The organism is Streptomyces sp. LN549, assembly GCF_043203805.1.
Classification (GTDB): Bacteria; Actinomycetota; Actinomycetes; order Streptomycetales; family Streptomycetaceae; genus Streptomyces.
The window spans coordinates 2,137,101-2,163,144 of the sequence record NZ_JAZHRI010000002.1 but is presented as its reverse complement, the minus strand read 5'-3'; the positions used below and the strand labels follow the sequence as shown (position 1 = coordinate 2,163,144).

Annotated in this window: 22 protein-coding genes; 14 read left to right on the top strand and 8 right to left on the bottom strand. The window is 72.2% G+C overall.

Annotation, left to right across the window (positions count from 1 at the left end):
* Together SH922_RS09535 and SH922_RS09530 are read left to right on the top strand one after the other, a co-directional pair.
* Positions 1-138 carry an SPW_0924 family protein gene (locus SH922_RS09535; RefSeq protein ID WP_393056909.1) on the top strand — a complete coding sequence of 46 codons (138 nt, stop codon included), beginning with the start codon at positions 1-3 and terminating at the stop codon, positions 136-138.
* Between the two features lie 67 nt (positions 139-205).
* A complete protein-coding gene (locus tag SH922_RS09530; RefSeq protein ID WP_393056907.1) occupies positions 206-1,213 on the top strand; it encodes a DUF3068 domain-containing protein in 1,008 nt (335 codons plus the stop codon).
* Here the strand turns inward: SH922_RS09530 and hrpB are convergent.
* Positions 1,200-3,701: an ATP-dependent helicase HrpB gene (gene hrpB, locus SH922_RS09525; RefSeq protein ID WP_393056905.1), complete on the bottom strand. Its 2,502-nt coding sequence runs from the start codon at positions 3,699-3,701 to the stop codon at positions 1,200-1,202. The genes SH922_RS09530 and hrpB overlap by 14 nt on opposite strands.
* Before the next feature lie 49 nt (positions 3,702-3,750).
* Positions 3,751-4,563: a class I SAM-dependent methyltransferase gene (locus tag SH922_RS09520; RefSeq protein WP_393056903.1), complete on the bottom strand. Its 813-nt coding sequence runs from the start codon at positions 4,561-4,563 to the stop codon at positions 3,751-3,753.
* Between the two features lie 401 nt (positions 4,564-4,964).
* Between SH922_RS09520 and rpsA the strand changes: the two genes are divergently transcribed.
* On the top strand, positions 4,965-6,476 hold the full coding sequence (gene rpsA / locus SH922_RS09515; protein WP_124267717.1) for a 30S ribosomal protein S1: 1,512 nt from the start codon (positions 4,965-4,967) through the stop codon (positions 6,474-6,476).
* Between the two features lie 101 nt (positions 6,477-6,577).
* Here the strand turns inward: rpsA and SH922_RS09510 are convergent, their stop codons facing one another.
* Complete coding sequence (locus SH922_RS09510; protein ID WP_393056900.1) at positions 6,578-7,540, bottom strand: right-handed parallel beta-helix repeat-containing protein; 963 nt, start codon at positions 7,538-7,540, stop codon at positions 6,578-6,580.
* A gap of 335 nt (positions 7,541-7,875) precedes the next feature.
* Between SH922_RS09510 and SH922_RS09505 the strand changes: the two genes are divergently transcribed.
* From SH922_RS09505 to SH922_RS09490, 4 genes are all read left to right on the top strand, one after another.
* The gene (locus SH922_RS09505) at positions 7,876-9,399 is read left to right on the top strand and encodes a flavin monoamine oxidase family protein (RefSeq protein WP_393063505.1); all 1,524 of its coding nucleotides are present in this window, start codon (positions 7,876-7,878) and stop codon (positions 9,397-9,399) included.
* Between the two features lie 82 nt (positions 9,400-9,481).
* Positions 9,482-10,420, top strand: a complete 939-nt coding sequence (locus SH922_RS09500; protein ID WP_393056898.1) for a PAC2 family protein — start codon at positions 9,482-9,484, stop codon at positions 10,418-10,420.
* A 55-nt stretch (positions 10,421-10,475) separates the two neighbouring features.
* The gene (gene coaE, locus SH922_RS09495; RefSeq protein ID WP_393056896.1) at positions 10,476-11,078 is read left to right on the top strand and encodes a dephospho-CoA kinase; all 603 of its coding nucleotides are present in this window, start codon (positions 10,476-10,478) and stop codon (positions 11,076-11,078) included.
* 66 nt (positions 11,079-11,144) lie between these two features.
* Positions 11,145-11,513, top strand: coding sequence for a tetratricopeptide repeat protein (locus SH922_RS09490; RefSeq protein WP_385282548.1), 369 nt, complete (start codon positions 11,145-11,147; stop codon positions 11,511-11,513).
* 12 nt (positions 11,514-11,525) lie between these two features.
* Here the strand turns inward: SH922_RS09490 and SH922_RS09485 are convergent, their stop codons facing one another.
* Positions 11,526-11,804: a DUF6343 family protein gene (locus tag SH922_RS09485; protein WP_393056893.1), complete on the bottom strand. Its 279-nt coding sequence runs from the start codon at positions 11,802-11,804 to the stop codon at positions 11,526-11,528.
* Positions 11,805-11,826: 22 nt separating this feature from the next.
* Here SH922_RS09485 and SH922_RS09480 point away from each other — a divergent pair, with 22 nt between their 5' ends.
* The gene (locus SH922_RS09480) at positions 11,827-13,002 is read left to right on the top strand and encodes an ADP-ribosylglycohydrolase family protein (RefSeq protein WP_393056891.1); all 1,176 of its coding nucleotides are present in this window, start codon (positions 11,827-11,829) and stop codon (positions 13,000-13,002) included.
* 13 nt (positions 13,003-13,015) lie between these two features.
* On the opposite strand, the gene SH922_RS09475 is transcribed toward SH922_RS09480, so the two are convergent.
* The 3 genes from SH922_RS09475 to SH922_RS09465 are packed head-to-tail and all read right to left on the bottom strand — an operon-like array spanning position 13,016 to position 17,041.
* A complete protein-coding gene (locus SH922_RS09475) occupies positions 13,016-14,092 on the bottom strand; it encodes a tyrosine-protein phosphatase (RefSeq protein ID WP_393056889.1) in 1,077 nt (358 codons plus the stop codon).
* Positions 14,093-14,146: 54 nt separating this feature from the next.
* Positions 14,147-16,138, bottom strand: coding sequence for a hypothetical protein (locus tag SH922_RS09470; RefSeq protein ID WP_393056887.1), 1,992 nt, complete (start codon positions 16,136-16,138; stop codon positions 14,147-14,149).
* A gap of 3 nt (positions 16,139-16,141) precedes the next feature.
* Entirely contained in the window at positions 16,142-17,041 is a 900-nt protein-coding gene (locus SH922_RS09465) for an SGNH/GDSL hydrolase family protein (RefSeq protein ID WP_393056885.1), read from the bottom strand.
* A gap of 146 nt (positions 17,042-17,187) precedes the next feature.
* Between SH922_RS09465 and SH922_RS09460 the strand changes: the two genes are divergently transcribed.
* The 3 genes from SH922_RS09460 to SH922_RS09450 all read left to right on the top strand — a co-directional run bounded on the left by SH922_RS09460 (position 17,188) and on the right by SH922_RS09450 (position 19,715).
* Positions 17,188-18,429: a PucR family transcriptional regulator gene (locus tag SH922_RS09460; RefSeq protein ID WP_393056883.1), complete on the top strand. Its 1,242-nt coding sequence runs from the start codon at positions 17,188-17,190 to the stop codon at positions 18,427-18,429.
* A 41-nt stretch (positions 18,430-18,470) separates the two neighbouring features.
* Entirely contained in the window at positions 18,471-19,166 is a 696-nt protein-coding gene (locus SH922_RS09455) for a class I SAM-dependent methyltransferase (protein ID WP_393056881.1), read from the top strand.
* Positions 19,167-19,274: 108 nt separating this feature from the next.
* Positions 19,275-19,715 carry a DoxX family protein gene (locus SH922_RS09450; protein ID WP_393056878.1) on the top strand — a complete coding sequence of 147 codons (441 nt, stop codon included), beginning with the start codon at positions 19,275-19,277 and terminating at the stop codon, positions 19,713-19,715.
* 89 nt (positions 19,716-19,804) lie between these two features.
* On the opposite strand, the gene SH922_RS09445 is transcribed toward SH922_RS09450, so the two are convergent.
* On the bottom strand, positions 19,805-20,152 hold the full coding sequence (locus SH922_RS09445) for a hypothetical protein (protein ID WP_393056876.1): 348 nt from the start codon (positions 20,150-20,152) through the stop codon (positions 19,805-19,807).
* Positions 20,153-20,407: 255 nt separating this feature from the next.
* Between SH922_RS09445 and SH922_RS09440 the strand changes: the two genes are divergently transcribed.
* The 3 genes from SH922_RS09440 (at position 20,408) to SH922_RS09430 (ending at position 26,031) form a co-directional block, all read left to right on the top strand.
* Positions 20,408-21,451, top strand: coding sequence for a slipin family protein (locus SH922_RS09440; protein WP_393056874.1), 1,044 nt, complete (start codon positions 20,408-20,410; stop codon positions 21,449-21,451).
* A gap of 303 nt (positions 21,452-21,754) precedes the next feature.
* On the top strand, positions 21,755-24,706 hold the full coding sequence (locus tag SH922_RS09435) for a DEAD/DEAH box helicase (RefSeq protein WP_393056872.1): 2,952 nt from the start codon (positions 21,755-21,757) through the stop codon (positions 24,704-24,706).
* Entirely contained in the window at positions 24,703-26,031 is a 1,329-nt protein-coding gene (locus tag SH922_RS09430) for an SWIM zinc finger family protein (protein ID WP_393056870.1), read from the top strand. Before SH922_RS09435 ends, SH922_RS09430 begins: the two co-directional genes overlap by 4 nt.
* The last annotated feature ends 13 nt before the right edge of the window (positions 26,032-26,044 follow it).

Here is a 26,044-nt window from a genome sequence, read left to right as displayed (position 1 = left end):
ATGCGCGCCCTAGTCGCCGCCGCCATCGGACTGGCCGTCGCCCTCGCCCTCGTACTCACCGTCAGTGCGATCGGCGCACCACCCGGCGAGACCTCCCCCAAACCCCTGCTGACCACCGTCCCGGGCCCCAAGAAGTAGCCGTCCGCACCGAGAAGTCACCGTCCGCACCACGGAACGCGGACGGAATGCAGAGGGAGGACACCCCATGCGCCGCCGAGCCAGCCTCGTACTCCTGGCCTTCGCCGTCTTCTTCGCCGCGCTGTCGCCACTGCTGCGCTGGTACGCGTTCCCGCGGCTCGCGAAGATCCCGCCGAACCAGTACCAGGAGACGGTGCTGGAGGCGAAGCCCGCGACCCTCCTCGACTACAGCACCCTCAAGGCCGAGAAGGTCGACAAGATCACCATCGTGCAGACCCTCAAGGGCAATGTGGAGGAGTCCGAGAAGATCGAGCGCAGCGCCGGCCGTGATGTCGTCGTGTGGGACGCGCTTTCCTATGTGCAGGGCCCCGACGGCAAGATGGTCTCCAAGATCCCCGAGCGCTACATCTTCGACGCTCACAGCCAGGACCCGGTCCACGCCACGGGCGAATCGGTCGACGGCGACCCGGTGAGCCGCGAGGGCATCGAGTTCAAGTGGCCCTTCCTCACGGAGAAGCGCGACTACGAGTACTTCGACGCCCAGACCCGCACCAGCTCGCCCATCCATTACGGGGGCACACGCAACTTCCGCGGCATGGACGTCTACTACTTCGAGCAGACCATCCCGTGGACCAAGGTCCCCATGCCCAAGACGATGCCGATCAAGGGCATCACCCCGGCGCAGATCGCGGAGACCGGCATGACCCGCTGGTACACCACCAAGCGGATGTTCTGGGTCGACCCCGTCACCGGGGCGCCGGTCAACGGCGAGGAGATCCACAAGGAGGAGCTGCGGAACGCGAAGGCGATGGGCATGGCCCAGGACACCGTCACCGTGTTCGCCGGGCATGTGAAGATGCGCGAGGACTACATCGTCTCGATCGTCGACCTGGTCAAGTCCCAGCGACTGCTCGTCCTGCTGCTGACCTCGTACCTGCCCTGGGGTTTCCTCGTCCTGGGCGGCGGGCTGCTGGCCCTTTCGCTGTGGCTGGAGGCGCGCTCGCGGCGGCCGGGCGAGGCGCAGTCGCAGGCCGCGCCGGACCGCGTCCCGGACCCGGCACCTACTCCCGCCTGAGCCGTGCCTTCGTGAACCGGGTCGCTTCCACCGTCGTCGGGTCCTCGGGCCACGGGTGCCTCGGATAGCGGCCGCGCAGTTCCGCCCGCACCGCCTTGTAGCCGTCCCGCCAGAACGACGCCAGATCCGCCGTCACCGCCGCCGGACGACCTGCCGGGGAGAGCAGGTGCACCAGGACCGGGACTCCCGCCACCCGAGGGGTCTCCTGGAGGCCGAACAGCTCCTGGAGCTTCACCGCGAGCACGGGCTGGGGCCCGCCGTACTCCACCCTGATCCGTGAACCGCTCGGCACCTCGATCCGCTCCGGGGCCAGTTCGTCCAGCCGGGCCGCCTCACCGGTCGCCCACGGCAGCAGCCTGCGCAGCGCCTGCCCCGCATCGATCCCGGCCAGGTCCGAGCGGCGGCGGGCCCGTGACAGCTCGGGCTCCAGCCACTGCTCGGTACGGTCCAGCAGCGCCTCGTCCGAGACGTCCGGCCACGGCCCACCGAGCTCCTGGTGGAGGAAGGCCAGCCGTTCCCGCAGCTGCCCCGTGTCGCGGCTCCAGCGCAGCAGCCCGAGGCCCTCCCTCCGCAGCCCCTCCACCAGGGCCTCGCGCACCAGCGCGGGATCCGGCTGCTTCAGCGGGCGCGCCGACAGCTCGACCGCGCCGAGGCGCTCCACCCGGCGGGCCACCACGTCGCGGCCGTCCCAGCGGACCTCCTCGCCCGCGAACCGCAGATGCCCCGCAGCCAGCCGTGCCGTGTCCTCGTCGATGACGGCGGCGAGCCGGACCTGCGCCGACGCCGCGTGGGCCGGGCGGTCCGCGACCGCGACCGCCAGCCACGGCGCGCTGCGCAGCCGCGAGCCGTCCCGCAGCTCCGCACCCGTGCCGGACGCCATCAGGAACGTCCCCTCGCCCCGGGCCCGCGCCACCCGCTCGGGGAACGCCAGAGCGGCCACCAGGCCCACGGCGGCATCGTCCGGACCGGGACCGCCGGACCCGGCCCCCTTCAATGAGGAGGACAGCCGCCGCACCTCCTGGCGCCAGCGGGCCGCGTAACCGTCCTTGCCCAGCCGTGCGGTACGCAACGCGGCGGCCAGGTCGTCCCCGTACTCCCGCGGTGGTTCCTCGCTCAGCAGCGCGACCACTTCCGCGGCCCGCCGCCCGCCGACCTCGGCCGCGCCGTCCAGCAGCGCCCTGGCCAGCCGTGGATGCAGCCCCAGCCGGGACATCCGTACGCCCCGGTCGGTCACCCGCCCGTCCGCCGCCACCGCGCCGACCGCCGTCAGCACCTCGCGGGCCGCGGCCATCGCACCGGCCGGCGGCGGGTCCAGCAGCGCGAGTCCCGTGGCGTCCGGATCGCCCCAGCAGGCCGCCTGGAGGGCGAACGCCGCCAGATCGGCCACCTTGATCTCGGGGGAGGGGAACCGGGCGAGCCGCCCGTCCTCGGCCTGCTCCCAGCAGCGATAGACCGTCCCCGGAGCCTCACGCCCGGCCCGGCCCGCCCGCTGGCGGCCCGCCGCCTGCGAGGCCCGTACCGTCGTCAGCGCGCTCAGCCCCCGCGCATGGTCGGTGCGCGGCTCCCTGGCCAGCCCCGAGTCGACGACGGTCCGCACCCCCGGGACGGTCAGCGACGACTCAGCCACCGAGGTCGCCAGCACCACCCGCCGCCCCCCGGAAGAACCCGCCAGCACCGCGTCCTGCACCGCGGCCGGGGCCCGCCCGTGCACCTGGAGCACCTCCGCGGCCACCCCGGACAGCTGCCCGGCCACCCTGCCGATCTCGCCGACGCCGGGCAGGAAGCACAGCACGTCGCCGTCCCGCTCGGTCAGCGCCCGCCGCACCACGGAGGCGACATGGGTCAGCAGGGCCGGGTCGACCCGCATCCCGTGCGGCGGCCGTACCGGCCGGACGGGCGGGGCCCACACCACTTCCACCGGGTGTGACACGCCCTGCGCCTCGATCACCGGTGCGTCGCCGAGCAGCCGTGCCCAGCCCTGTGCGTCCGTGGTCGCCGACGCGGCGACGAGGCGCAGGTCGGGGCGGAGCGCCGCCCGTACGTCGAGGAGGAACGCGGCCACCGTGTCCGCGTCCAGATGGCGCTCGTGGCACTCGTCGATGATCACCGCGTCGACGCCCGCCAGCTCCTGGTCGCGCTGGAGCCGCTGGAGCAGCACCCCGGTGGTGACCACCTCGACGACGGTGTCCGGCCCCACCACCCGCTCCCCGCGCACGGTGAACCCGACGCGTTCGCCGGTCCGTTCGCCGAGCAGCCACGCCATCCGCCGGGCCGCCGCCCGGGCCGCGATCCGCCGCGGTTCGGCCACCACGACCCGGCGCACCGGACCGTCCCCGGTCAGGCCGGCCAGGACGAGCGGGACGAGGGTCGTCTTGCCGGTGCCGGGCGGCGCGCACAGCACCGCGACCCCGCGGTCGTCGAGTGCCCGCCGCAGCGCGGGCACGGCGGTGCGGACGGGCAGCTGGTCCAGGGCGTCGGTGCGGATCACGCCCCCAGTCTCGTACGGCGGGGCGCCGCCTCCCGCACCGGCAGGTGTCTCAGTCCCGTACGCAGACGAAGATCGCGGTCCCCGGGATCAGATTGCCCCGCAGCGGCGACCAGCCGCCCCACTCCTGGTTGTTCCACGCCGGCCACTCCGGCTCGACCAGGTCGGCCAGGCGGAAGCCGCCCGCCACCACGTCCCGCACCCGGTCGCCGAGTGTCCGGTGGTGCTCCACGTACACCGCGTCGCCCCGCTCGTCCTGCTCGACGTAGGGCGTGCGGTCGAAGTACGAGGCGGCGACGGACAGGCCCTCGGGCCCCGGTTCGTCCGGGAAGGCCCAGCGGACCGGGTGCGTGACGGAGAAGACCCAGCGGCCGCCGGGGCGCAGCACCCGGTGGACCTCGCGGAACACCTGGACGGGGTCGGCGACGAACGGCACCGCGCCGTAGGCGGAGCAGGCCAGGTCGAAGGAGCCGTTCCGGAAGGGCAGCACCCCGGCGTCCGCCTCGACCAGGGGGATGCCCTCACCGATCCGCAGCGCGTGCTGGAGCTGGCGGTGGGAGAGGTCGAGGGCGACCGGCCGGGCGCCCTGAGCGGCCAGCCAGCGCGAACACTGCGCGGCACCGGCGCCGATCTCCAGGACGTCCAGGCCCTTCAGTGACTCCGCGGGGCCGAGCAGACCGGCTTCGGCTTCGTCGAGCCCTTCCGGGCCCCAGACGAAGCGGTCGTCGCCGAGGAAGCCGCCGTGGTCGTTCTGGTACTCGTCCGCGTTCCGGTCCCACCAGCCGCGGCTGGCCCGGCTGCTCTCGGCCTCGCCGGCGCTGCGGCGTGTCGCCTCGGGTTCGGCCGCGTAGATCTCTTGGCTCATCGTGTCCGTCGTTGTAGTTTGCCTTCACCCCGTCGTACGCGGTACGTACCGGGGGGGACCCGTGAGTACGGAACCCGCGTGTCCGGAACATCCCCGGGGCCGATGTGGCCTCGGTGAACCTGAGTTGTGCCGGGTATGGGTCGTTCCGCCCCTGGTGTGCGCCTTCGCGCATTGACCGTGCCCTGCTGCCCCCGTATGCTACAAGTTGCGCTGCGAGCCTGCGCGCCTCAGACCTAGCAGGCCGCGCTCGCATCTGTATGTATGTCCCCTCGGTTCACGAGAGGCGCCTCCCGGTTCACGGGATCGGCGCTTCCCAGGCTGTCCGGCTTCTGCAGAGGCGATACGGGCTCACGGCGTAGCAGTAACTTCGACTCACTGTCCGTACCGGAGCCCTTTCCCACATGACGAGCAGCACCGAGACCACCGCCACCACTCCGCAGGTTGCGGTCAACGACATCGGCGACGCGGACGCGTTCCTCGCGGCGATCGACGAGACGATCAAGTACTTCAACGACGGCGACATCGTTGACGGTGTCATCGTCAAGGTTGACCGCGACGAGGTTCTCCTCGACATCGGTTACAAGACCGAAGGTGTCATCCCGAGCCGCGAGCTCTCGATCAAGCACGACGTCGACCCGAACGAGGTCGTCAAGGTCGGCGACGAGATCGAGGCCCTGGTTCTCCAGAAGGAGGACAAGGAAGGCCGCCTGATCCTCTCGAAGAAGCGCGCTCAGTACGAGCGTGCCTGGGGCACCATCGAGAAGATCAAGGAAGAAGACGGCATCGTCACCGGTACCGTCATCGAGGTCGTCAAGGGTGGTCTCATCCTCGACATCGGCCTCCGTGGCTTCCTGCCGGCGTCGCTCGTCGAGATGCGCCGCGTCCGCGACCTCCAGCCGTACGTGGGCAAGGAGCTCGAGGCCAAGATCATCGAGCTGGACAAGAACCGCAACAACGTGGTCCTGTCCCGCCGTGCCTGGCTCGAGCAGACCCAGTCCGAGGTCCGCCAGACGTTCCTCACGACCCTCCAGAAGGGTCAGGTCCGCTCCGGCGTCGTCTCCTCGATCGTCAACTTCGGTGCCTTCGTGGACCTGGGTGGCGTCGACGGTCTCGTGCACGTCTCCGAGCTGTCCTGGAAGCACATCGACCACCCCTCCGAGGTTGTCGAGGTCGGCCAGGAAGTCACCGTCGAGGTTCTCGACGTGGACATGGACCGCGAGCGCGTGTCCCTGTCGCTCAAGGCGACGCAGGAAGACCCGTGGCAGCAGTTCGCCCGCACGCACCAGATCGGGCAGGTTGTTCCCGGTAAGGTCACCAAGCTCGTTCCGTTCGGTGCGTTCGTGCGCGTCGACGAGGGCATCGAGGGCCTGGTCCACATCTCCGAGCTGGCCGAGCGCCACGTGGAGATCCCGGAGCAGGTCGTCCAGGTCAACGACGAGATCTTCGTCAAGGTCATCGACATCGACCTCGAGCGTCGTCGCATCAGCCTCTCGCTGAAGCAGGCCAACGAGTCCTTCGGTGGCGACCCGGCCTCGGTCGAGTTCGACCCGACGCTGTACGGCATGGCCGCGTCGTACGACGACCAGGGCAACTACATCTACCCCGAGGGCTTCGACCCCGAGACCAACGACTGGCTCGAGGGCTTCGAGGCTCAGCGCGAGGTCTGGGAGACCCAGTACGCCGAGGCGCAGCAGCGCTTCGAGCAGCACCAGGCCCAGGTCATCAAGTCCCGCGAGGCCGACGAGGCCGCTGCTGCCGAGGGCGCTGCTGCCCCGGCCGGCAGCGCTCCGGCTGCCTCGGGCGGCAGCGGTGGCGGCTCGTACTCCTCGGAGTCCGCGGACAACTCCGGCGCCCTGGCGTCGGACGAGGCCCTGGCTGCCCTGCGCGAGAAGCTGGCGGGCGGCCAGAGCTGACGCTCCGACCTTCCGGCCGGTCATCGGCTGCAGTAAGTAGATGACGGTGAGGCCCGCTCCCTTCGGGGGGCGGGCCTCATTCGTTTTCCGCGACGGGATCCCTACGGGGTGACGGTGATGTTGGTCAGGCCGTTGCCGCCGGTCGCCGTGTTGCTCGCGTAGACGGTGGTGAGGCAGCTCGCGCCGTAGTTGGTGACATTGACTGCGAGCCGTTTGTCGCCCGTCGCGCCGGACAGGTCCGAGGTGTTGTCCTTGAAGACGGTCCCGCAGCCCCATCCGCTCTGCTGGGTGTGGGTCTCGTAGCCGTTGTTGGTCGTACGGGAGCCGTGGTTGCCCTCGACCAGGACGCCGTTGCCCTTCACGTCGACCCAGGAGTCGTCGTAGTTGGCGCCGGTCAGCCCGCTGCCGTCGAAGGTGTTGCCGACGATGCGCGCACCGGTGGTGCCTTCCTTGATGTCGACGTTCTCGCCGCCGACGCCCGGCCCGATCGTGTTGTCCAGGATCTGCACCCGGTCGCTCCTGTCGGACAGGTCGCCCGCGGTGCCGACGTAGACACCCTCGCCCATGCCGCGTCCGTCGTGCCCGGTGTCGTAGATCCGGGAGTTCCGGATGACGCCGTCGCTGCTGGACTTGCGGAAGTGGACGCCCTCCATGTCGAGGTCGTGCACGGTCACCGAGTCGATCACGACACCGTTGGCGCCGTCGGCCATGATGCCCTTCTGGCCGCCGGTGACGGTGATGCCCCGCACGGTCCAGTACGAGGCGCCGTTGAGGTGCAGCCCGTAGCCGCCGCCGGCCGTGAGGACCGCCGCGGCGGAGCCGGTCAGGGTGATGCGTGCCGATGCGGTGCCGGGGACGAGCGCCTTGAAGTTGCCGGTGTACGTGCCGTCCGCGAGGTGGATCGTGTCGCCGGGAGCGGCCGCCGTGAGCGCCGACTTGAGCTGGGCGGCGGTGCTTACCTCGATGACCGTCGCGGCACCGGCCGTGGTGGCGGTGGCGAGGGCCAGGCCGCCGGTGGCGAGGGCGGTGGCCAGCAGGGCGGGGAACAGCGTGCGGGTGCGCATGGGGTGCCTTCCCGTGAGGGGTTCAGGACGTTCTCATACATGAATGTGGGGCGAGTGTCTGAACTTGCTGCCCAGTGACGGTAGGGGCGGGATGGGGACATGTCAAGGTCTGGACCATTGCTCGCGGACGTGGTGGGCGGGGTGAACACAGGGAAACGTGTGGGATACACGAATGGCTGACGGCCCGTAACACACCCTTGCCAGGATCCCCGCAACCTCAAGATCCGAAGGGGAGCCGGGACATGACTCACGCTTCGCACCACTCGCCCGCGACGCCGGGCGCCAGCCGCCGCACCTTCCTCCGCAATGTCGGGCTTTCCGGCGGGGCGGGGGCGATGTTCGCCACCATGGGGGCGCTCGGTCTCGCCCCCACCGCCCAGGCCGCAGGCCGCGAACCAGCCTTCCGCGCCCCCAGCAAGGGCGATTTCAACCTGAAGGGCAGGGCCGCCGCCAAGGTGGTCGTCGTGGGAGGCGGCATCGCAGGTCTCGCCACCGCCTACGAGCTCGGCAAGGCGGGCTACGACTGTACGGTCCTGGAGGCCCGCAGTCGCACGGGCGGCCGCAACTTCACCGTGCGCGGCGGGGATTCCACCACCGACATCCACGGCGTCAAGCAGACGGCACAGTTCTCCGACGGGCAGTACATGAACGCCGGACCTGGCCGGATTCCGCAGTGGATGGTCACCCTCGACTACTGCCGCGAACTCGGCGTTCCCATCGAGGTGTTCACCAATGTGAATGCCAATGCCTACATCTACAACGAGAGGTCGGGCATGAAGGCCCCGACGCGATACCGCACCGCCAAGGCCGACGTGTACGGCTACGTGGCCGAACTCCTCTCCAAGGCCACCGACAAGGGTGCGCTCGACCGGCAGATCACCGCCGACGACCAGGAGCGGCTGCTCGACTTCCTCAAGGACTTCGGCGACATCGGCGACACCCTCGACTACACCGGCAGCCCCCGGCGCGGCTACCGCGTCGACCCGGCCGCCGCCGGCACCCCCGGAGAGGAACTGGGCTCCGTCCCCTCCGCCTCCGAGGTCTTCGCCAGCGGCGTCGGGCGCTACTTCGCCTTCGAGTTCGAGTACGACCAGGCGATGCTGATGTTCCAGCCCGTCGGCGGCATGGACCGGATACCCGCCGCGCTCACCAGGGCGATAGGCGAGCGCAGGATCCGCACCGGCGCGGCCGTCACCGAGATCACCGACACCGCCCACGGCGTCACCGTCACCTACACCCAGTCCGGGCGCACCCGCAGCATCGAGGCGGACTACTGCGTCGCCGCCCTGCCGCCCAACATCCTCGCCAAGACCGCCCACAACCTCGGCCCGGCCGTCCAGACCGCACTCGAGGCCTGCAAGCCGTCCTCGGCCGGGAAGATAGGGCTGGAGTACAAGAGCCGCTGGTGGGAGAGCGACCACCAGATCTACGGCGGCATCACCGAGACGGACATGGATCTCGCCCACATCTGGTATCCGTCCTACGGCCACCAGGGCCGGCGCGGCACCATCATCGGGTACTACAACACCGGCTCCAACGCCGACTCGTACGCCGCCCTCACCCCGCGCGAGCGGGAGGCGCGGGCCGTCGCGCAGGGTGTGAAGATCCATGGGGAGAAGTACCGTACGGAACTCGCCACTTCGTTCTCCCACCACTGGCGGCAGACTCCGTACCTGGAGGCGTCCTGGCACTCCCTGTCGGGCGGCCCCGACGCCCCGGTCTTCGCACCGCTCAACCAGGCAGCAGGGCGGGTCTACTTCGCCGGTGACTACCTGAGCTACGCGGACGCCTGGCAGCACGGAGCGTTCACCTCCGCACGGAAGGCGGTCACGGCACTGCATACGCGGGTACTTGGGTAAACACCATGTGAAGGGGCACGGGTGGGAATGCCCGTGCCCCCCGGGACGTTCTTCTTCAGGAACACAAGGAGGAGCGGTAACCGTGCTTGATCCGCAGAGTTTGTACGAATGGGAGCCGAAGGGCCTGGCTGTCGTCGACATGGCGCTCGCCCAGGAGTCGGCCGGCCTGGTCATGCTCTACCACTTCGAGGGATACATCGACGCGGGTGAGACCGGTGAGCAGATCGTCGACGGGCTGCTCGAATCGCTGCCCCACCAGGTCGTGGCCCGCTTCGACCACGACCGTCTCGTCGACTACCGCGCACGGCGCCCCCTGCTGACGTTCAAGCGCGACCGCTGGGCGGCGTACGAGACCCCGACGCTGGACGTCCGGGTGGTCCAGGACGCCACCGGTGCGCCCTTCCTGCTGCTGTCCGGTCCCGAGCCCGACGTGGAGTGGGAGCGGTTCGCCGCCGCCGTCGAGCAGATCGTCGAGCGGCTCGGTGTCCGTCTCGCCGTCACCTTCCACGGCATCCCGATGGGCGTTCCGCACACCCGCCCGGTCGGCATCACCCCGCACGGCAACCGCACCGACCTCATGCCGGGTCACCGCAGCCCGTTCGACGAGGCGCAGGTACCCGGCTCCGCCGCCGCCCTCGTCGAGTACCGGCTGATGGAAGCCGGACACGACGTCCTCGGTGTCGCCGCCCACGTACCGCACTACGTCGCCCGCTCCGCCTACCCGGACGCCGCGCTCACCGCGCTGGAGTCGATCACGGCGGCGACCGGACTGGTCCTGCCGGCCGTCGCCCACTCCCTGCGCACCGAGGCGCACCGCACCCAGACGGAGATCGACCGCCAGATCGATCAGGGCGACGAGGAACTCGTCTCGCTGGTCGAGGGTCTTGAGCACCAGTACGACGCGGTCGCCGGTTCCGAGACCCGGGGCAACCTGGTCGCCGAGCCGGTGGACCTCCCGTCCGCCGACGAGATCGGCCTCGAGTTCGAGAAGTTCCTGGCCGAGCGCGAAGGCGACGGCTGACCTCGGCCGGACCCACTTTCCGCAGCGCCGCAGGCAGAGCACTAGGCTGCCGCCCATGCTGAAAGTGGGCCTGACCGGTGGTATCGGCGCCGGCAAGAGCGAAGTGTCCCGGATGCTCGCCGGCTACGGAGCCGTCCTCATCGACGCCGACCGGATCGCCCGCGAGGTCGTCGAGCCCGGCACCCCCGGGCTCGACGCCGTCGTCGAGGCGTTCGGCACCGGCATCCTCACCTCCGAGGGCACGCTGGACCGGCCGAAGCTCGGCTCGATCGTCTTCGCCGACAGTGAGCGCCTCGCCGCCCTGAACGCGATCGTCCACCCGCTGGTGGGCGCCCGCTCCGCCGAGCTGGAGCGTGCCGCGGGCCCCGATTCCGTGGTCGTCCACGACGTCCCGCTCCTCACCGAGAACGGCCTCGCCCCTCTCTACGACCTGGTCGTGGTGGTCGACGCGGCGCCGGAGACCCAGCTCGACCGCCTCGTACGGCTGCGCGGGATGACGGAGCAGGAGGCGCGCGCCAGGATGGCCGCGCAGGCCACCCGGGAACAGCGGCGCGCGGTGGCCGACCTGATCATCGACAACGACGGGCCGATCGAGGCCCTGGAACCGCAGGTCCGCTCGGTCTGGGCTGAGCTGACCCGGCGGGCCGCGGCCGGCTGACCCGGGCCGGAACACCGGCAGCCGGGCAGACGTTCATCTGACGGTGGACGAGGGAAGGATTCGACTGTGCCCGAGAGGAACCCCGAAACACACGTCATCGATTTCCGCGCGGCCGAGCAGCTGCTGGCCGCGCGCGACCCCCGGGGCGCGGTGCAGCTGCTCGACTCGGTGATCGCCTCCCACCCGGAGAACACCGCCGCCCGGCTGCTGCGCGCCCGGGCCTTCTTCGCTGCCGCCCAACTGCGCCCCGCTGAGCTGGAGTTCGAGCTCGTGCTGGAGCGGGAGCCGGACAACGCGTTCGCGCACTTCGCCCTCGCCCGCACCTTCGAGCGCTCCGGTCATCCGGAGCGGGCCACGCGCCACTTCCGGCTGGCGGCGGCGCTGGACCCGAACCCGGAGTATCTGAAGGCGGCCCGCTTCGAAGCGGAGGGCTGAGGCCGCAGGCACTCAGTGACCGTAACGCCCCCGCCCGCCGTGATCGGGTTCGTACGGCGGGATTGTTCGGCCCGGCTGGTAATGCGGGCCCTGGTGCAGGTGGTGGACGATCACGGCCAGATCCACCAGGACCAGCACGAGGAGCACCCCGCAGGCCGCCGCCCACCCCGGCCTGCCGGTCCAGGTGAACGCCGCCAATCCGAAGACGGCCCAGGCCAGGCCCCATAGACTCAGCCAGAGCCGCATCCGCAGAGAACTGCGGGCGGTCGTCGGTTCACTACCGGTACGCATGGCCATCGCCTCTCCTACCAGCATGGACCCGCGACGGCGCGAGTGCGGTGTTCCGACGGAAGAGAGTGGGTGGACGGCCGTGAACGGCACAGCACGGGGGGACGCAGCAGTCCGCAGGGCCCGGGTCCGCGGGTGTCTGCTGGGCGGTGCGATCGGGGACGCCCTGGGCAACCCGGTGGAGTTCCTGTCGCTCACCGGTATCCGCCGGGCGCACGGGGAACAGGGCGTGCGGGGGCTCACCGCCGACGAGGACGGGGTCGTCGGACGCGTCACGGACGACACCCAGATGACCCTCTTCACGGCCGAGGGGCTGATCAGGGCGCACTCCCGGGCCATGTCCAGGGGGATCGGCGGCGCCGAGACGGCGATCATCAAGAACGCCTACCTGCGCTGGCTGGACACCCAGAACCATCCCGCGCCGCCGGCCGGCGACGCACAGGACCCCGTCCGCAGCGGATGGCTCAGGCAGCAGCCCTGGCTGTACGCACGCCGGGCCCCCGGAAACGCCTGCCTGACCGGCCTCGCGGCTGGGCACATCCCCGACCCGCGAGGTCCGGTCGGCGAGCCGGGCCCCGTCAACACCGACTCCAAGGGCTGCGGCACGGTCATGCGCTCCGCGCCCTTCGGCCTCACCGGCCGGGACGCGGCCGGCAGCTTCGCTCTCGCCGCCCGGTGCGCGCAGATCACCCACGGCCACCCCACCGGCGCCTACGCCGCCGGCGCGCTCGCGGCGATCGTCGCCCATCTGCTGGAGGGCGACTCCCTGCCCGGATCCGTCCTGCGGGCCATGGACCTGCTGGCCCGCCACCCCGGGCACGAGGAGACGACCGCCGCCCTGCGCGGCGCCGTCGAGCTGGCCGCGCAGGGCGCGCCGGGCGCAGAGAAGGTGGAGTCGCTCGGAGCGGGCTGGGTGGCCGAGGAAGCCCTGGCCATCGCCGTGTACTGCGCCCTGGCCCTGCCGGAGGCCGGCCAGGCCGGCGAGGCGCTGCTGCTCTCGGTCAACCACTCGGGCGACAGCGACTCCACCGGCGCGGTCTGCGGCAATCTGCTCGGCGCCCGCCACGGCGACGCGTACCTTCCGCCGTCGTGGCTGGTGCTCACCGAGGGACGGGCGGTGATCGCCGAGGTGGCCGACGACCTGTCCCTGGAGTTCGAGCACCCGGTCGAGTGGCCGCCCGGCCGCTACCCGGGGTACTGACCGGGCGGGCCGGTCAGCCGGTCAGCAGCTTGGCGCGCAGGGTCTCCACGGTCGCCGCGTCGAGCTTCAGACCCTCGCGTACGTACGTGTCGAAGTCGCCGTAGATGTGGTCCACCTCGGCGAACGCCGCGCGCAGCCAGCTCAGTTCGACGGCCTCCGGATCACCGGTGTACTGGTTGCTGGCGAGGAAGTCCGCCTCGACGGTGGCCCGCGGGACGCCGAGCAGGGTGAGCAGGACGGCGGTGCCCCAGCCGGTGCGGTCCTTGCCGGCGCTGCAGTGGAAGACCGTGGCGCCCGAGGTGTTCGTGGCGACGGCGGTGACCAGGTCGTGGAACGCGTAGTCGGCGCCCACGAAGTTGACCATGAACGGGTAGCCGATGGACTGGCCCAGGTCGGACGAGCCGGAGAAGAGGCCGGCCGCGATGGCCTCGGCCAGTGTCATCAGCGCCGAGTCGTGGAAACGGATGCCGTGGCTGAGCGAGACGACGTCGGCGACCTGGTACGCCACGCCCGCGGGCAGCCGGTCCGGGGCGTCGTTGCGCTCCTGGACGTTGCGCAGGTCCACGTCGAGGGTCAGGCGCTGGGAGACCAGCCGCTGCTGCTCGGCGTCGGTGAGGCTGTTCAGCTTGTTGGAGCGGTAGACCAGGCCGGAGCGCACCCAGCGCCCGTCCGTGGTGCGGTAGCCGCCGATGTCGCGGAAGTTGCGGGCGGAAGCCAGTCCGAGGGAGCGGTCGGCGACGACGAGGGGGCTGCCGCCGTCGGGGACCAGCCGGAAGTACCAGCGCCCGGCCTCCGGGAGCGTTCCGGCCGGGACGGTCAGCGAGCCGGTGCCGGGGGCCGTGCCGAGGGCGATGCCGGTGGCGGCGTCGGGGGAGGTGACGGCGGTGACGGTCACCGAGGCGGCCGGTGAGGCCCAGGAGAGGGTGTGGCCGCCGTCGGCCGCGCGCACGGCGCCGGCGGAGGTGAACGGGACCGCGGCCTGCGCGGTGGCCGAGGCGGCGGGCGGTGCGGCGAGCGCGGAAGGGGCCAGTGCCGTACCGGCGAGGAGGGCGGCCGCGACGGCGGCTCCGGCTATGCGGTGCGTACGCATGGTGCTCCTTGTCTGTCCCCCGCGGGAGGTCATGCCCGGCGGGGAGGGGGGGCGTCAGGAGGTCGGTGTGGCGGTGCACGGGGTGGTGCCGCAGACATTGATGACACGGCCGGTGGTCAGGAAGGTGGCCTTCTGCTGACGTGCGGCGGGCGAGTTGCGGGGATCCTCGTGCGGGTCGTGGCCGTAATCGGGCCCGGCGGGCGGGGTGTTGGTGAGCGGGGGTGTGGGGGTGCCGCTGTCCCAGACGGTCATGGCCGAGCCCCGGTAGGGCAGTTGGCCGGCGGCGATGCGGCGGATGCCCCAGTACGGGACGGTGTCCGGGCTCCGGCCGGCGGCGAGCGCGGGGGCCTGCAGGCGGGCACCGATCGTTCGCGCCTCCACGTCGGCCGCCGCGTTCGCGACCTGGTGGTCCCCGTAGGCGATGTGCATCAGCACCTGGTGGTGGTCGGTGAGGTGGTTCGCGTACGCGTTCGTCTCGCCTCGGTCCCACACCATCTGGAACAGCTGGAGGACGAGCTGCTGGTGCAGTTTGTCCGGGTAGGCCACGTCCAGGACCTGCTGGAAGGGGGCGAAGTCGGCGCTGCGGTTGAGGAGCAGCCCGTAGTTCATGGCGGTGACGCCCAGGACCCCGCGCCGGATGTCGGGCGAGGCGGCGACGAGGGCGCCGCCGAGGATGCCGCCCTGGCTGTTCCCGTCGTACGCGAGACCGTGCCGGGTGTCGACGAGCGGACGGCCGCCGGCGGTGCGGAACGCGGGGTCGGTGCCCAGACCCTTGGCGTGGATCAGGGCGCGGCCGAGGAACAGGGCGTTCAGCATGCCCTGTTCGCTGCGTTCGGGGACGGCCGGGAAGAGGTTCGGGTCGGCGAGGGCACCGAGGACGACGGGGATGTCCTCCTTGGCCATGCCGGTCCAGTCCGTGGCGCAGAAGGTGAAGTTGTGCTCGGCCGCCATGTCCTTGACGTTGCCCGCGCCGACCTCGGAGCGGGAGCCGAGCAGCCCGTGTCCGTAGAGGGAGGGGTGGGAGGGGGTGCGGAAGGCCGAGCGGGGGATCTCGCAACGGAACGTGGCGAGCTGGGTGTTGAGGGGGAGCCGGCGCGGCACGCCGTCGCGGTCGCGGTGCAGGACGGAGCCGGGCGGGCCGCCCGGCAGGCTGAGATAGCTGGGTACGGTGATCTGCCCGGTGACCTCGCGTGCGATCCGGGGATCCTGGGCGGCGGTGAAGTCGGTGACCCCGGTGACGGTGAATCCGGGCGAGCGGCTGCCGAGGCGGCGGAACGCGTCGTCGCGGATCGTGAAGAGGTCGCCGGTGAGGCTGCGGGTGGAGGCGACGGTGAAGTCCCAGGCCAGATGGAGCCCTTCGGTCGTGACCCCGGCCCTGCGCAGGGCCGTGAGGGCGGGGCGGAGCCGGTCCTGCCGGGCGCGCAGCGGATCGTGGGCGGGGAGCCGCTTGCCGGCGACGGCGGCGAACGGGGCGGCTGCCGGGATCGTGCGGCCCGCACCGTCCTTGAGGTGGCGCAGGGCGACGGCGTAGTGGTGGCCGTCCCGGAAATTGCGGGCGGGGTGGATCAGCAGCGCCTGGCGTGCGGGGTCTGCGGCGTTGGCGTCGAGCTCGGCCCAGTACGGCCACCGCTCACCGGTCGTCGTGTCCAGGAGGACGACCGGGGCGTCCCGGTCGAGGGAACGGCCGATGCCGGTGAGCGGCGCCGCACCGGTGGCCGCCAGGTCCAGGTCCGGCACCTGGGCGATCAGGGTGGAGCCGGGGGAGAAGCCGTCGGCCCGGTTCCAGGCGGCCGGGTCGATGGGCAGCCCGGTCGTGGCGCGGGGCAGCGCGGCGGTGCTGAAGTCCACCCGGCGGCCCGTGTCGGTGTCCGGGTCCGGCCGGGTGTACCAGTCGTCGGGGAACGGCAGCAGGCACTCGACGGGTGCCAGCGGGTCGCAGCCCCGCTCCGGAGGGTGGCCCGCCGGAGCCGCATGGGCGGGCGGGGCGAGGAGGGCGGCTGCACCGAGCGCCGCCGCGAGCAGGCCGTGGAGCAGCCGCTGCCGCACGGGTCAGCTCCCCTGGAGGTGCGCGCCGATGATGCGGGCGTAGGCCGCCTCACCCTGCTGGTTGGGGTGCAGCGGGGCGGCTGCCGCGGTCGGCACGTAGCCCTCGACCCACTTGTCCGAGGGGGCCTGGCAGGCGTCGTGGCCCTTGCTGGGGGTGGCGACGTCGACGTACTCGGCGCCGTGGGCCGCGCTCTGCTCGGCGATCACCGTGTTCATCCGGTCGACGCTGCCCTGGAGGAAGTCGGCGTCCACCGGGAGCACGGGCTGGAGCGGCCAGCAGCCGCCCGGCTTGATGTAGAGCCCGTAGCCGGTGACGATCACGCGGGCCTGCGGCGAACGCTGGTGGATCCCGTCCAGGACGGCTGCCAGCCGGGGCGCGAACTCCGCGATGCGCTGCGCCACCTGGTCGACGCCGCCCTCGGTCAGCTTGTCCTTGCACGGGGTGGCGGTCGGGTCGAGCGTCATGCAGTCCTGCGCGATGCCGACCAGACCGGCGTCGTTCCCGCCGATCGTCAGGGTCACCAGGTCGGTGTCCGCGCGCAGGGCGTCGAACTGGGGCGGCGCCGACCCCATCGGGATGTCGAGCAGGGAGAGCGACTGCTTCTCCGTCATGTGCTTGGACTTGGCGCCGCTGCAGGTGACGTCGCGCAGCGAGGCGCCGATGCCGGCGGCCAGCTCGTGCGCGTAGTTGTGCGTGGAGCGGCCGCAGGCCACCGGGCCCGTGATGTCCGGGATGAGGGGCCCGGAGGCCATCGAGTCGCCGAGCGCGACGTACGACGTGGTGTCCTCGCCTGCCGCCCAGGCGCCGGAGGCGCTGGTCCCGACGGCCAGTCCGGCCAGGGCGAGGGCTGTCACGGAAGTTCTGACGGTCCGACAGAAGGCATTGTTGCGGGGCGAGTTCATGGCGACCTCCGATGGTGGGGGCATGGCGGGTGTCGCCGGTCATCATGCAGACTCGAACGCCGTCGTTTAACTGGTGGGTAACGCAGACTTCCGCGGGGGCTTTTGTGACGCATGACAAAGGGCATGTTGCCGTGACGGGTGAACACATGGACCGGAGAGCCGATGCGCAGCGGCCGCTGTGCATCGGCGGCCGCCCGGTGGCGGCCCAGTTGAGGGCTCGCGCCCCCGCCCTGACCGCCCGCGTCGTCGCCCGGCTGCTCAGCGATCTGCCGGTCTATGCGGAACTGCCGCACGAGGAGATCGCGGGCGACATCGCGGACATCGTCCAGCACAATCTGCGGCTCTTCGCCGATGTCGTCGAACACCGCAGACCCGCCACCGACGCCGAACTGGCCCAGCAGCGCGACTCGGCGGCCCAGCGGGCCGAGGAGGGCGTTCCGCTGGACTCCATCCTCACCGCGTACCAGGTGGGTATCGGGATGTGCTGGGAGGAGACCGCCCGGGACGCCGGGCCCGCGGACCTGCCGGCCGTACTGGAGATCATGAACCGCATCATGGTTCTCCAGCAGCAGCTGACCTCAGCGGTGAGCGGGGCCTATCTGGAGGCCCGGCAGATCCTGGACAGCCAGGAACACGGCGGCCGGCACGCCCTGATGGCGGCCCTGCTGACGGGCGAGGACCTGGACCGCTTCACCCGGCGCACCGGACTGCGCCCGGCCGCCCGGTATCTGACGATGACGCTCGCACTCGGCCCGCACGACGACGAGGTGGGTCAGGCGCCGGGCCCCGGTACGGGGGTGGCGGCCCGCCGCAAGATCCGCCGGATCCGCACGGCCCTGGACCGGTTCGCCGGTACGCCCGCGCTGACCGCCCTCGACGAGACCGGCGGCACGGTCCTGCTGCCCGTCGCCGAGCCGCCGCCGTGGAGCGGGCCGGGCGGTCTGTGCGCCCTGATCGCCGAGGCCACCCGGGCCGCGGGGGTCCCGGTCGTCGCGGCCGCGGAGACCACGGAACCGGCGGCGGTGCCGGCCGCCGTGGCCCGTAACGCCGAGATCGTCGACCTCGTCGCCCGCACCGGACGGCCCGCCGGTCTGTACCGGCTGGCCGACGTCCTGCTGGAGTACCAGCTGAGCAGACCGAGCGCGGCCCTGCACGGGCTGGCGCGGCTGCTCCAGCCACTGGAGGCGAAACCGGAGCTGCTGCACACGCTGGAGACGTACCTCGCCCACGGCCTGGACCGCAGGGCGGCGGCGGCCGCGCTGCACGTCCACCCGAACACCGTCGACTACCGCATCCGCCGCATCGGCCGGCTGACCGGTCTCTCCCCGGCCCGCCCCACGGACCTGCAGCACCTCAGTGCGGCGCTGGTCGCGCGCCGTTCGGTGTGAGGTCCGGGAACGGCAGGTGCCGACCGTTCGTTCGGCCGGATATGAGCGGACGAGTGGTACGTGAGGGTTATTCAGGGACGGGTCCCGGCGCGATCACGCCGGACGGTTGCGCTGTCGAGCTGTACACCCGCCTCGCCGTCGGTGACGAACCGGACGTCATCGCCGCGTCCGTCCCCGCCGGATCGGGCATTCTCGAACTGGGCTGCGGGGCGGGCCGGGTGACGCACCCGCTGGTCGACCGCGGCTTCGACGTCACGGCGGTGGACGAGTCGGCGCAGATGCTGGAGCGCGTGCGCGGCGCGCGTACGGTGCAGAGCCCCATCGAGTCCCTGGACCTCGGTGACGAGACCTTCGACGTGGTCATGCTGGCGTCCTTCCTGGTGCATGCGGGCGACCACCGGGTGCGGGACGGGCTGCTGCGGACCTGCCGGAGATACGTGCGCGACGGCGGAGTGGTACTCATCCAGCGAGAGGGAGAGGGTTACCACACGGAACTGCCGCGCGAGCGCGTCCATCCGGCCGGGTACACGATCCGGATCGTCTCCTCGGAGCCGGTGGGGGACGGGGTGCGTTCGGTGCGCGCCGAGTACGACTTCGAGGATGCGCGGTGGTCGCAGACGTTTCTCGCGCGTCCGCTGTCGAAGGAACAGTTCGAGGGCCATCTGGAGGCGGCCGGACTGCGCGTGGACCGCTATCTCACGGACGACGGCGTCTGGGTGCGGGCCGTGGCCAAGTAACCGGGCGGCAGGGCGAATCCGCGGGCGGCGGAGCGATGAGTTGTCGGCGGGGAGCCGGTCTGACCTTGTGTGAGCGACACCGCGCACCGCTTCCCCGAGGAGACCGCCATGTCCGAGATCACGACGGCCGCATCCATGCCGGCCGCTTCCGCTTCCGCCGCCGGCCGCCGTGGCCGGGGTGCCGTCGCGCTGACTGTGGCGCGGTACGCACTCGCCCTCTTCCTGGGCTTCAGCGGGATCGCCAAGCTGATCGCCCATGAGTCCGCCATCGAGTCCTTCGGCCGGATGGGCTGGAGCCACGGTGCGATGTACGCCATCGGCGGGCTGGAGACGGCGGGGGCGATCGCCCTGCTGGTCCCGGTCCTCGCCGGGGTGGCGGCCATCGCCTTCTGCGGATTGCTGGCAGGGGCGTCGATCGTCCAGCTGACACTGCTGGACCCGCCGAACGCGGTCATGCCCGCAGCGCTCATCGTGGTGATGGTCCTGATCGCCCGGGACCGCCGGGCCGGAACGGCGGCACTGATCGCGCTGGTCCGCCGCGGTGCGTGAAGGCGGTGCGTGAAGGTGACGCCGGTGCGGCGGTGCACCCGTTGAGGCCGGGACCGCCGGTGCGTGTCAGCACCGGCGGTTTCGGTGGGTCAGTGGACGGTGCTGAAGCTGCGCCAGGGCAGCGCGCTGGGCGCGTTGACGTCGGACAGTGTGGTTGCGAGGTACGTCGTGCCCGGGCCGGTGCAGTTCCGTGTGCGGTACAGGATGATGTCGATCAGGGTTTCGTTGGTGACTTCCTTGGCACCCGCGGGTGCCAGCCGGTGGCATCCCTTCACGGAGGGACTGTTCACCTCGACCACGGCGTCCCGTTCGGTGGTGTAGATGACCGGTCCGACAGCGGTCCGGCCGAGGCCCGAACAGCCTGCGACGGTGAGGGTCAGGAGCGCGGTCCCGGCGGCGATGCCGAGACGGCGGCGTCGATGGTCGATCACGGGCATGGGCGGGTCCTCGTCTGTCTCGTCCGGCTCATCCGTACGCACTCCGCCACGTCACCCCCGTACGCCACGGAGGGACGTGCTGACGCTGGTCACCCTGCCCGCTCACGGCGGGCGCGGCATCCGGTAAGCGGCCGGGCGGGGGACGGGAGGGCGGGCAGAGGTTCGCCCGTTGCCCAAAGGGGGCATAACGTGGTAATAGCGCTGATTGCGGCGTGAGGTAGATGTTCCGGTTCTTCCGGATGGCAGGGGGCCGTCATGGTCCAGGAGCTCTTGATCGCAGCGGTTGCGGCAGTATCGGCGGGTGCTGTGTACACGGTGGCGGCCGCCCGGGTCGTCAAGCAGTACGAACGGGGCGTGGTGCTCAGGCTCGGCCGGCTCCGTAACGATGTGCGCGGGCCCGGATTCACCATGGTGCTGCCGGGCGTCGAGCGGTTGCGCAAGGTCAACATGCAGATAGTGACCATGCCCGTGCCGGCACAGGACGGGATCACCCGGGACAACGTCACCGTGCGCGTCGACGCGGTGATCTACTTCAAGGTGGTCGACGCGGCGAGCGCGGTCGTCGAGGTGGAGGACTACCGGTTCGCCGTCTCGCAGATGGCGCAGACGTCGTTGCGTTCGATCATCGGCAAGAGCGATCTGGACGATCTGCTCTCCAACAGGGAGAAGCTCAACCAGGGCCTGGAGCTGATGATCGACAGCCCCGCGGTCGGATGGGGCGTGCAGATCGACCGGGTCGAGATCAAGGACGTCTCGCTGCCGGAGACGATGAAGCGCTCCATGGCCCGCCAGGCGGAGGCCGACCGTGAGCGGCGCGCCCGGGTCATCAACGCGGACGCGGAACTCCAGGCGTCCAAGAAGCTGGCCGAGGCGGCATCGGAGATGTCCGCCCAGCCCGCCGCATTGCAGCTGAGGCTGCTGCAGACCGTGGTGGCGGTGGCGGCGGAGAAGAACTCCACCCTGGTGCTGCCGTTCCCGGTGGAGCTGCTCCGCTTCCTGGAACGGGCCCAGCAGCCGGCGCCGCAGCAGCAGCCCGCGCAGCCGCAGCAGCAGCCCGCCCAGCCGGTGCCGCAGTCCGTGGACCGTGCACGGGACGAGCACCCTGGAGACCGTGGACCGGAGGCGGCGGGCAGGTCGGCGGAGCCTGCCGCGCCCCGGCCGGCCGAGCCGTCGGCGCCCGCCCCCTCCGCGCCACCGGTATCGGGCCCTGGGCGTCCGCGTCCCGCTACGCCGACGAAGTCGGCCTCGGCCTCCGAGAGGCCCCGTCCCACCGGCTCGAAGCCACTCGCCAGGCACTGACCCGGTCACGTGCCGGGCAGCGGCCGACCGCCCCTCACCCGGCCGCTGCCCGGCACCGGCCCGCCCGTTCCCATGGGGCCGGGCCGGCCGTCTGCAAGGCACCGGCCCGGTCTCGCTACTCCGGTCGCTGCCCGACCCCGTACGAGGTGCGGGCACGGCGGCGGCCGGTCCGTTGTCAGTCCCCCCGCCTAGACTCGCGAGTCAGAGGGTTTCCGTACTCCCGGGCTGACCAGGCAGGGAGGACCGGGGACGCGAGGACACATGGGCTCATGAGCGGGGCCCGGACGGGAAGGGGAGGGGCCGGTGGGTATCGCACCGCCGCCGCACGACGCGGCCGTCGGCCGCCTGCTGCGCTGTGCCGCGGTCTTCCTGCCCGCCGCGCTCCCGCGCGAGGGGCGTATCGCGTTCTGGGACCCGGAAGGGCACCCGCTGCCCGAGCCGGGCGACCTGTGGGGGCCCGGCGCCGCGGGCCCTGCCGGGCCCGCCGAGTCGGACGGCCCGGGCGTGCGGACCTCCGAGATCACGGTCGTCCGGCGCCACGCCGAGCAGGGGGACGTCCGCCGGGCCACCGTGCCGGCCCTGCTGCTTCCGGTGGCCGAGGCCGTGCCCCTGCTGGCCCGTGCCCGCCACCTGAGGTCCGCCCACCCCGCCACCCGCTGCTGGGGTGCCGCCACCCTGCACGCGCTCCACCTGGTGTCCCGCGGCCGGATGCTTCCCGGACTGACCGCCGACGACCACGACGCCTGGCGGGCCGGACCGCGTGACGCCGCGGACATCGCCCACCTGCGTGCCGTCGCCGCGGCCATGCCCGCCGAGGGTTACGCGACCCCCTACCCGGACCGCACGCCCCTCCAGGTCCCCGATCCCGAACCGCTCATCGGTTCCTTCCTCGACGCGGTGGCCGACACCCTGCCCCGGACCCCCGCGGCCGCCTTCGCCATGGGGGCCCCGTTCGCGGCCCGGGAGGCCAGGCACCTGCCCGGCGCCCGGGAGTGGGCGGTGGAGGTCGCGGCCGGGCTGGACGCGGGCGTACGGGTGTCGCTGCGCCTGGACCTGTCCGCGTACGAGCTCTTCGACACGACCGGCGCCGATGACAGGGCCGGTACGGCCGACGACGCGACCGACGGCCGCACACCGGCCGCCGCGCGGCATGCAGGCGCCGCCATCACCCAGGTGCACAGCCTCGCCGACCCCACCTACGTCGTCGACGCGGCCGCTCTGTGGAACGGCACGGCGGGCGAGCCCTTCGGCCCGCGTTCCCGCATCGACGCGGTGCTCGCCCTGCGCCGCGCCGCCCGCGTCTGGGCACCGCTGGAACGGCTGCTGGATCAGCCCGTCCCCGACGTACTGGCCCTCACCGAGGACGAGTTGTACGAGCTGCTGGGCGCCGGTGGGGCACGGCTGTCGGCAGCCGGGGTGAGCGTGCACTGGCCCCGGGAGCTGGCCCGTTCCCTCACCGCCGAGGCGGTCGTACGGCCGGCCCCCGGCTCGGCCACCGACGGCACCTCCTTCTTCGACGCCGAACAGCTCTTCGCGTTCAACTGGCAGCTCTCGCTGGGGGACCAGAAGCTGACCGAGGCAGAGATGGACGTGCTCGCCGAGGCGCACCGGCCCGTGGTGCGGCTGCGCGACCAGTGGGTCGTGGTCGACCCCGCTCTCGTACGCAAGGCACGCAAGCGGGAGCTGGGGCTCCTCGACCCGGTGGACGCGCTCGCCGTCGCCCTGACCGGCAGCGCAGAGGTGGACGGCGAGCAGGTCGAGGCGGTGCCGGTCGGAGCGCTGGCAGCGCTGCGCGCCCGTATCGTCGATGACGACACCCTCATCGCGCCGCCGCCCGGCCTCGATGCCACCCTCCGCGACTACCAGCTGCGCGGTCTGGCCTGGCTGGACCGGATGACGTCGCTGGGCCTCGGCGGCTGCCTCGCCGACGACATGGGCCTCGGCAAGACGATCACCCTCATCGCCCTCCATCTGCACCGTGCCCACCCCGCGCCCACGCTGGTGATCTGCCCCGCCTCGCTGCTGGGCAACTGGCACCGGGAGATCAACCGCTTCGCGCCCGGCGTCCCCGTCCGGCGGTTCCACGGCACCGACCGCACCCTCGCCGAGCCCGACGGTGGCTTCGTCCTCACCACATACGGAACGATGCGCTCCAGCGCGGCCGAACTGGCCGCCCACAGCTGGGGACTGGTCGTCGCCGACGAGGCACAGCACGTGAAGAACCCGCACTCCTCCACGGCGAAGGCGCTGCGCACCATCCCGTCCCCGGCCCGGGTCGCCCTGACCGGCACCCCCGTCGAGAACAACCTCTCCGAGCTCTGGGCGCTGCTCGACTGGACCACCCCCGGACTGCTCGGCCCCCTCAAGGCGTTCCGGGCCCGCCACGCCCGCATCGTGGAGAACACCGGCACGGCCGCGGGCATCGCCAACGACGAAGCGGTGGAGCGGCTCTCCCGGCTGGTCCGGCCCTTCCTGCTGCGCCGCAAGAAGTCGGACCCCGGCATCGCCCCCGAGCTGCCGCCCAAGACGGAGACCGACCACCCGGTCTTCCTCACCCGCGAACAGGCCACGCTCTACGAGGCCACCGTGCGCGAGACCATGGCGTACATCGAGGCCTCGGAGGGCATCGCCCGGCGCGGCCTGATCATGAAGCTGCTGGCCTCGCTCAAGCAGATCTGCAACCACCCGGCGCAGTATCTGAAGGAGGAACCCACCCGGCTCACCGGCCGGTCGGGGAAGCTCGCCCTGCTCGACGAACTCCTCGACACGATCCTCGCCGAGGACGGCTCGGTGCTCATCTTCACCCAGTACGTGACGATGGCCCGGCTGCTCTCCGCGCATCTCACCTCGCGCGCGATCCCCTCCCAGCTCCTGCACGGCGGTACGCCGGTGCCCGAGCGGGAACGGATGGTGGACCGCTTCCAGTCAGGAGAGGTGCCGGTCTTCCTGCTCTCCCTCAAGGCCGCCGGCACCGGGCTCAACCTCACCCGGGCCGCTCATGTCATCCACTACGACCGCTGGTGGAACCCGGCCGTCGAGGAGCAGGCCACGGACCGCGCCTACCGCATCGGGCAGACCCAGCCGGTCCAGGTGCACCGGCTGATCGCGGAGGGCACGGTCGAGGACCGGATCGGAGAGATGCTGCTGGCCAAGCGGGCGCTGGCCGACGCCGTGCTCGGCACCGGCGAGACCGCGCTGACCGAGCTCAGCGACCGTGACCTGGCCGACCTCGTCTCGCTCCGGAGGCCGTCATGAGCCCCCGCCCCCGCCCCGCCTCCGGGCCGTCGGCCGCCGACCGCCTCGGTTCGCGGCCCGTCGCCCGGTCCCGGCCGGGCCCCGACGACCTGCGGAGGACCTTCGAGGCCGTGCCGGCACGCACGTCCGACGGCGACGAACCGTTCGCGGACAGCTGGTGGGGCCGGGCCTGGGTGGCGGCGCTGGAGGACCTGTCGATGGACGGGCCCAGGCTCGCCCGCGGACGCGCGTACGCGGACAGCGGGAACGTCGCCGCGATCACCGTCACCCCGGGTCAGGTCGTCGCCTATGTGCACGGCAGTCGCCCCCGCCCCTACCGTGCGGAGCTCAGACTGCGCACGCTCACCGACCCCGACTGGGACACCTTCCTCGACGCGGTCGCCGCCCGCCCCGGCCATCTCGCCACCCTGCTCGCCAAGGAGATGCCGCACTCCCTCGCCGACACGGCCGCCGCTGCCGGCGTCACCCTGCTCCCCGCGGCGGACGACCTCGACCCCGGCTGTTCCTGCCCGGACCGCGGCTGGCCGTGCAAGCACGTGGCGGCGCTCTGCTACCAGATGGGCCGCCTCCTGGACGCCGACCCGTTCGTCCTCCTGCTGCTGCGCGGCCGGGGCGAGCGCGAACTCCTGGAGGACCTGGGCCGGCGCAACGCCGCACACTCCGCGCACGAGCGGCCCGCGGCGCCCGCCGCCCCGTCCGTACCGGCGAGGGATGCGCTCGCCGACCGCTTCCTGCCGCCGCTGCCCGCCCCGTTCCGGGTGGAGCCGCATCCGGGCCGGCCGCCCTCGTACCCGGAGTTCCCCGGCGCCCGGGACCCGCTCGCCCTCGACCAGCTCGCCACCGACGCGGCCGCCCGCGCCCACGCGCTGCTGACCACCGGCGCCGACCCGCTGGCCGGGCTCACCGCCTGGCAGGACGCGGTCCGGCTGGCAGCCGCCCGCCCCACGGCCGGACTCACCGCCACCACCCGCGCCCTCTACCGCGAACTGGCATCCGCCACCGGCCGCAACACCACCGACCTGGCCCGGGCCGTGGCCGCCTGGCGTCAGGGCGGAGCCGAGGGGCTCGCCGTCCTGGAGACACCCTGGGACCCACCGGCCGGCCCGTTCGACCGCGCCCGTCCGGCCCTCGCGGCGGCCGGCTTCCCCCGCTTCCAGCCGTGGCGCAACCACCTCACTCACCCCGGCGGCGCACTCCAGCTCCGCTTCGGCCACGACGGCCGGTGGTACGGCTACGAGTCCGACCCCGGCGAGGACGAGTGGTGGCCCCGGGCCGCCCCGGACCCCGACCCGGTGCGGGCGCTCCTGGAGCTCAGCGGCGGCTGAACAGGCCGGCCGG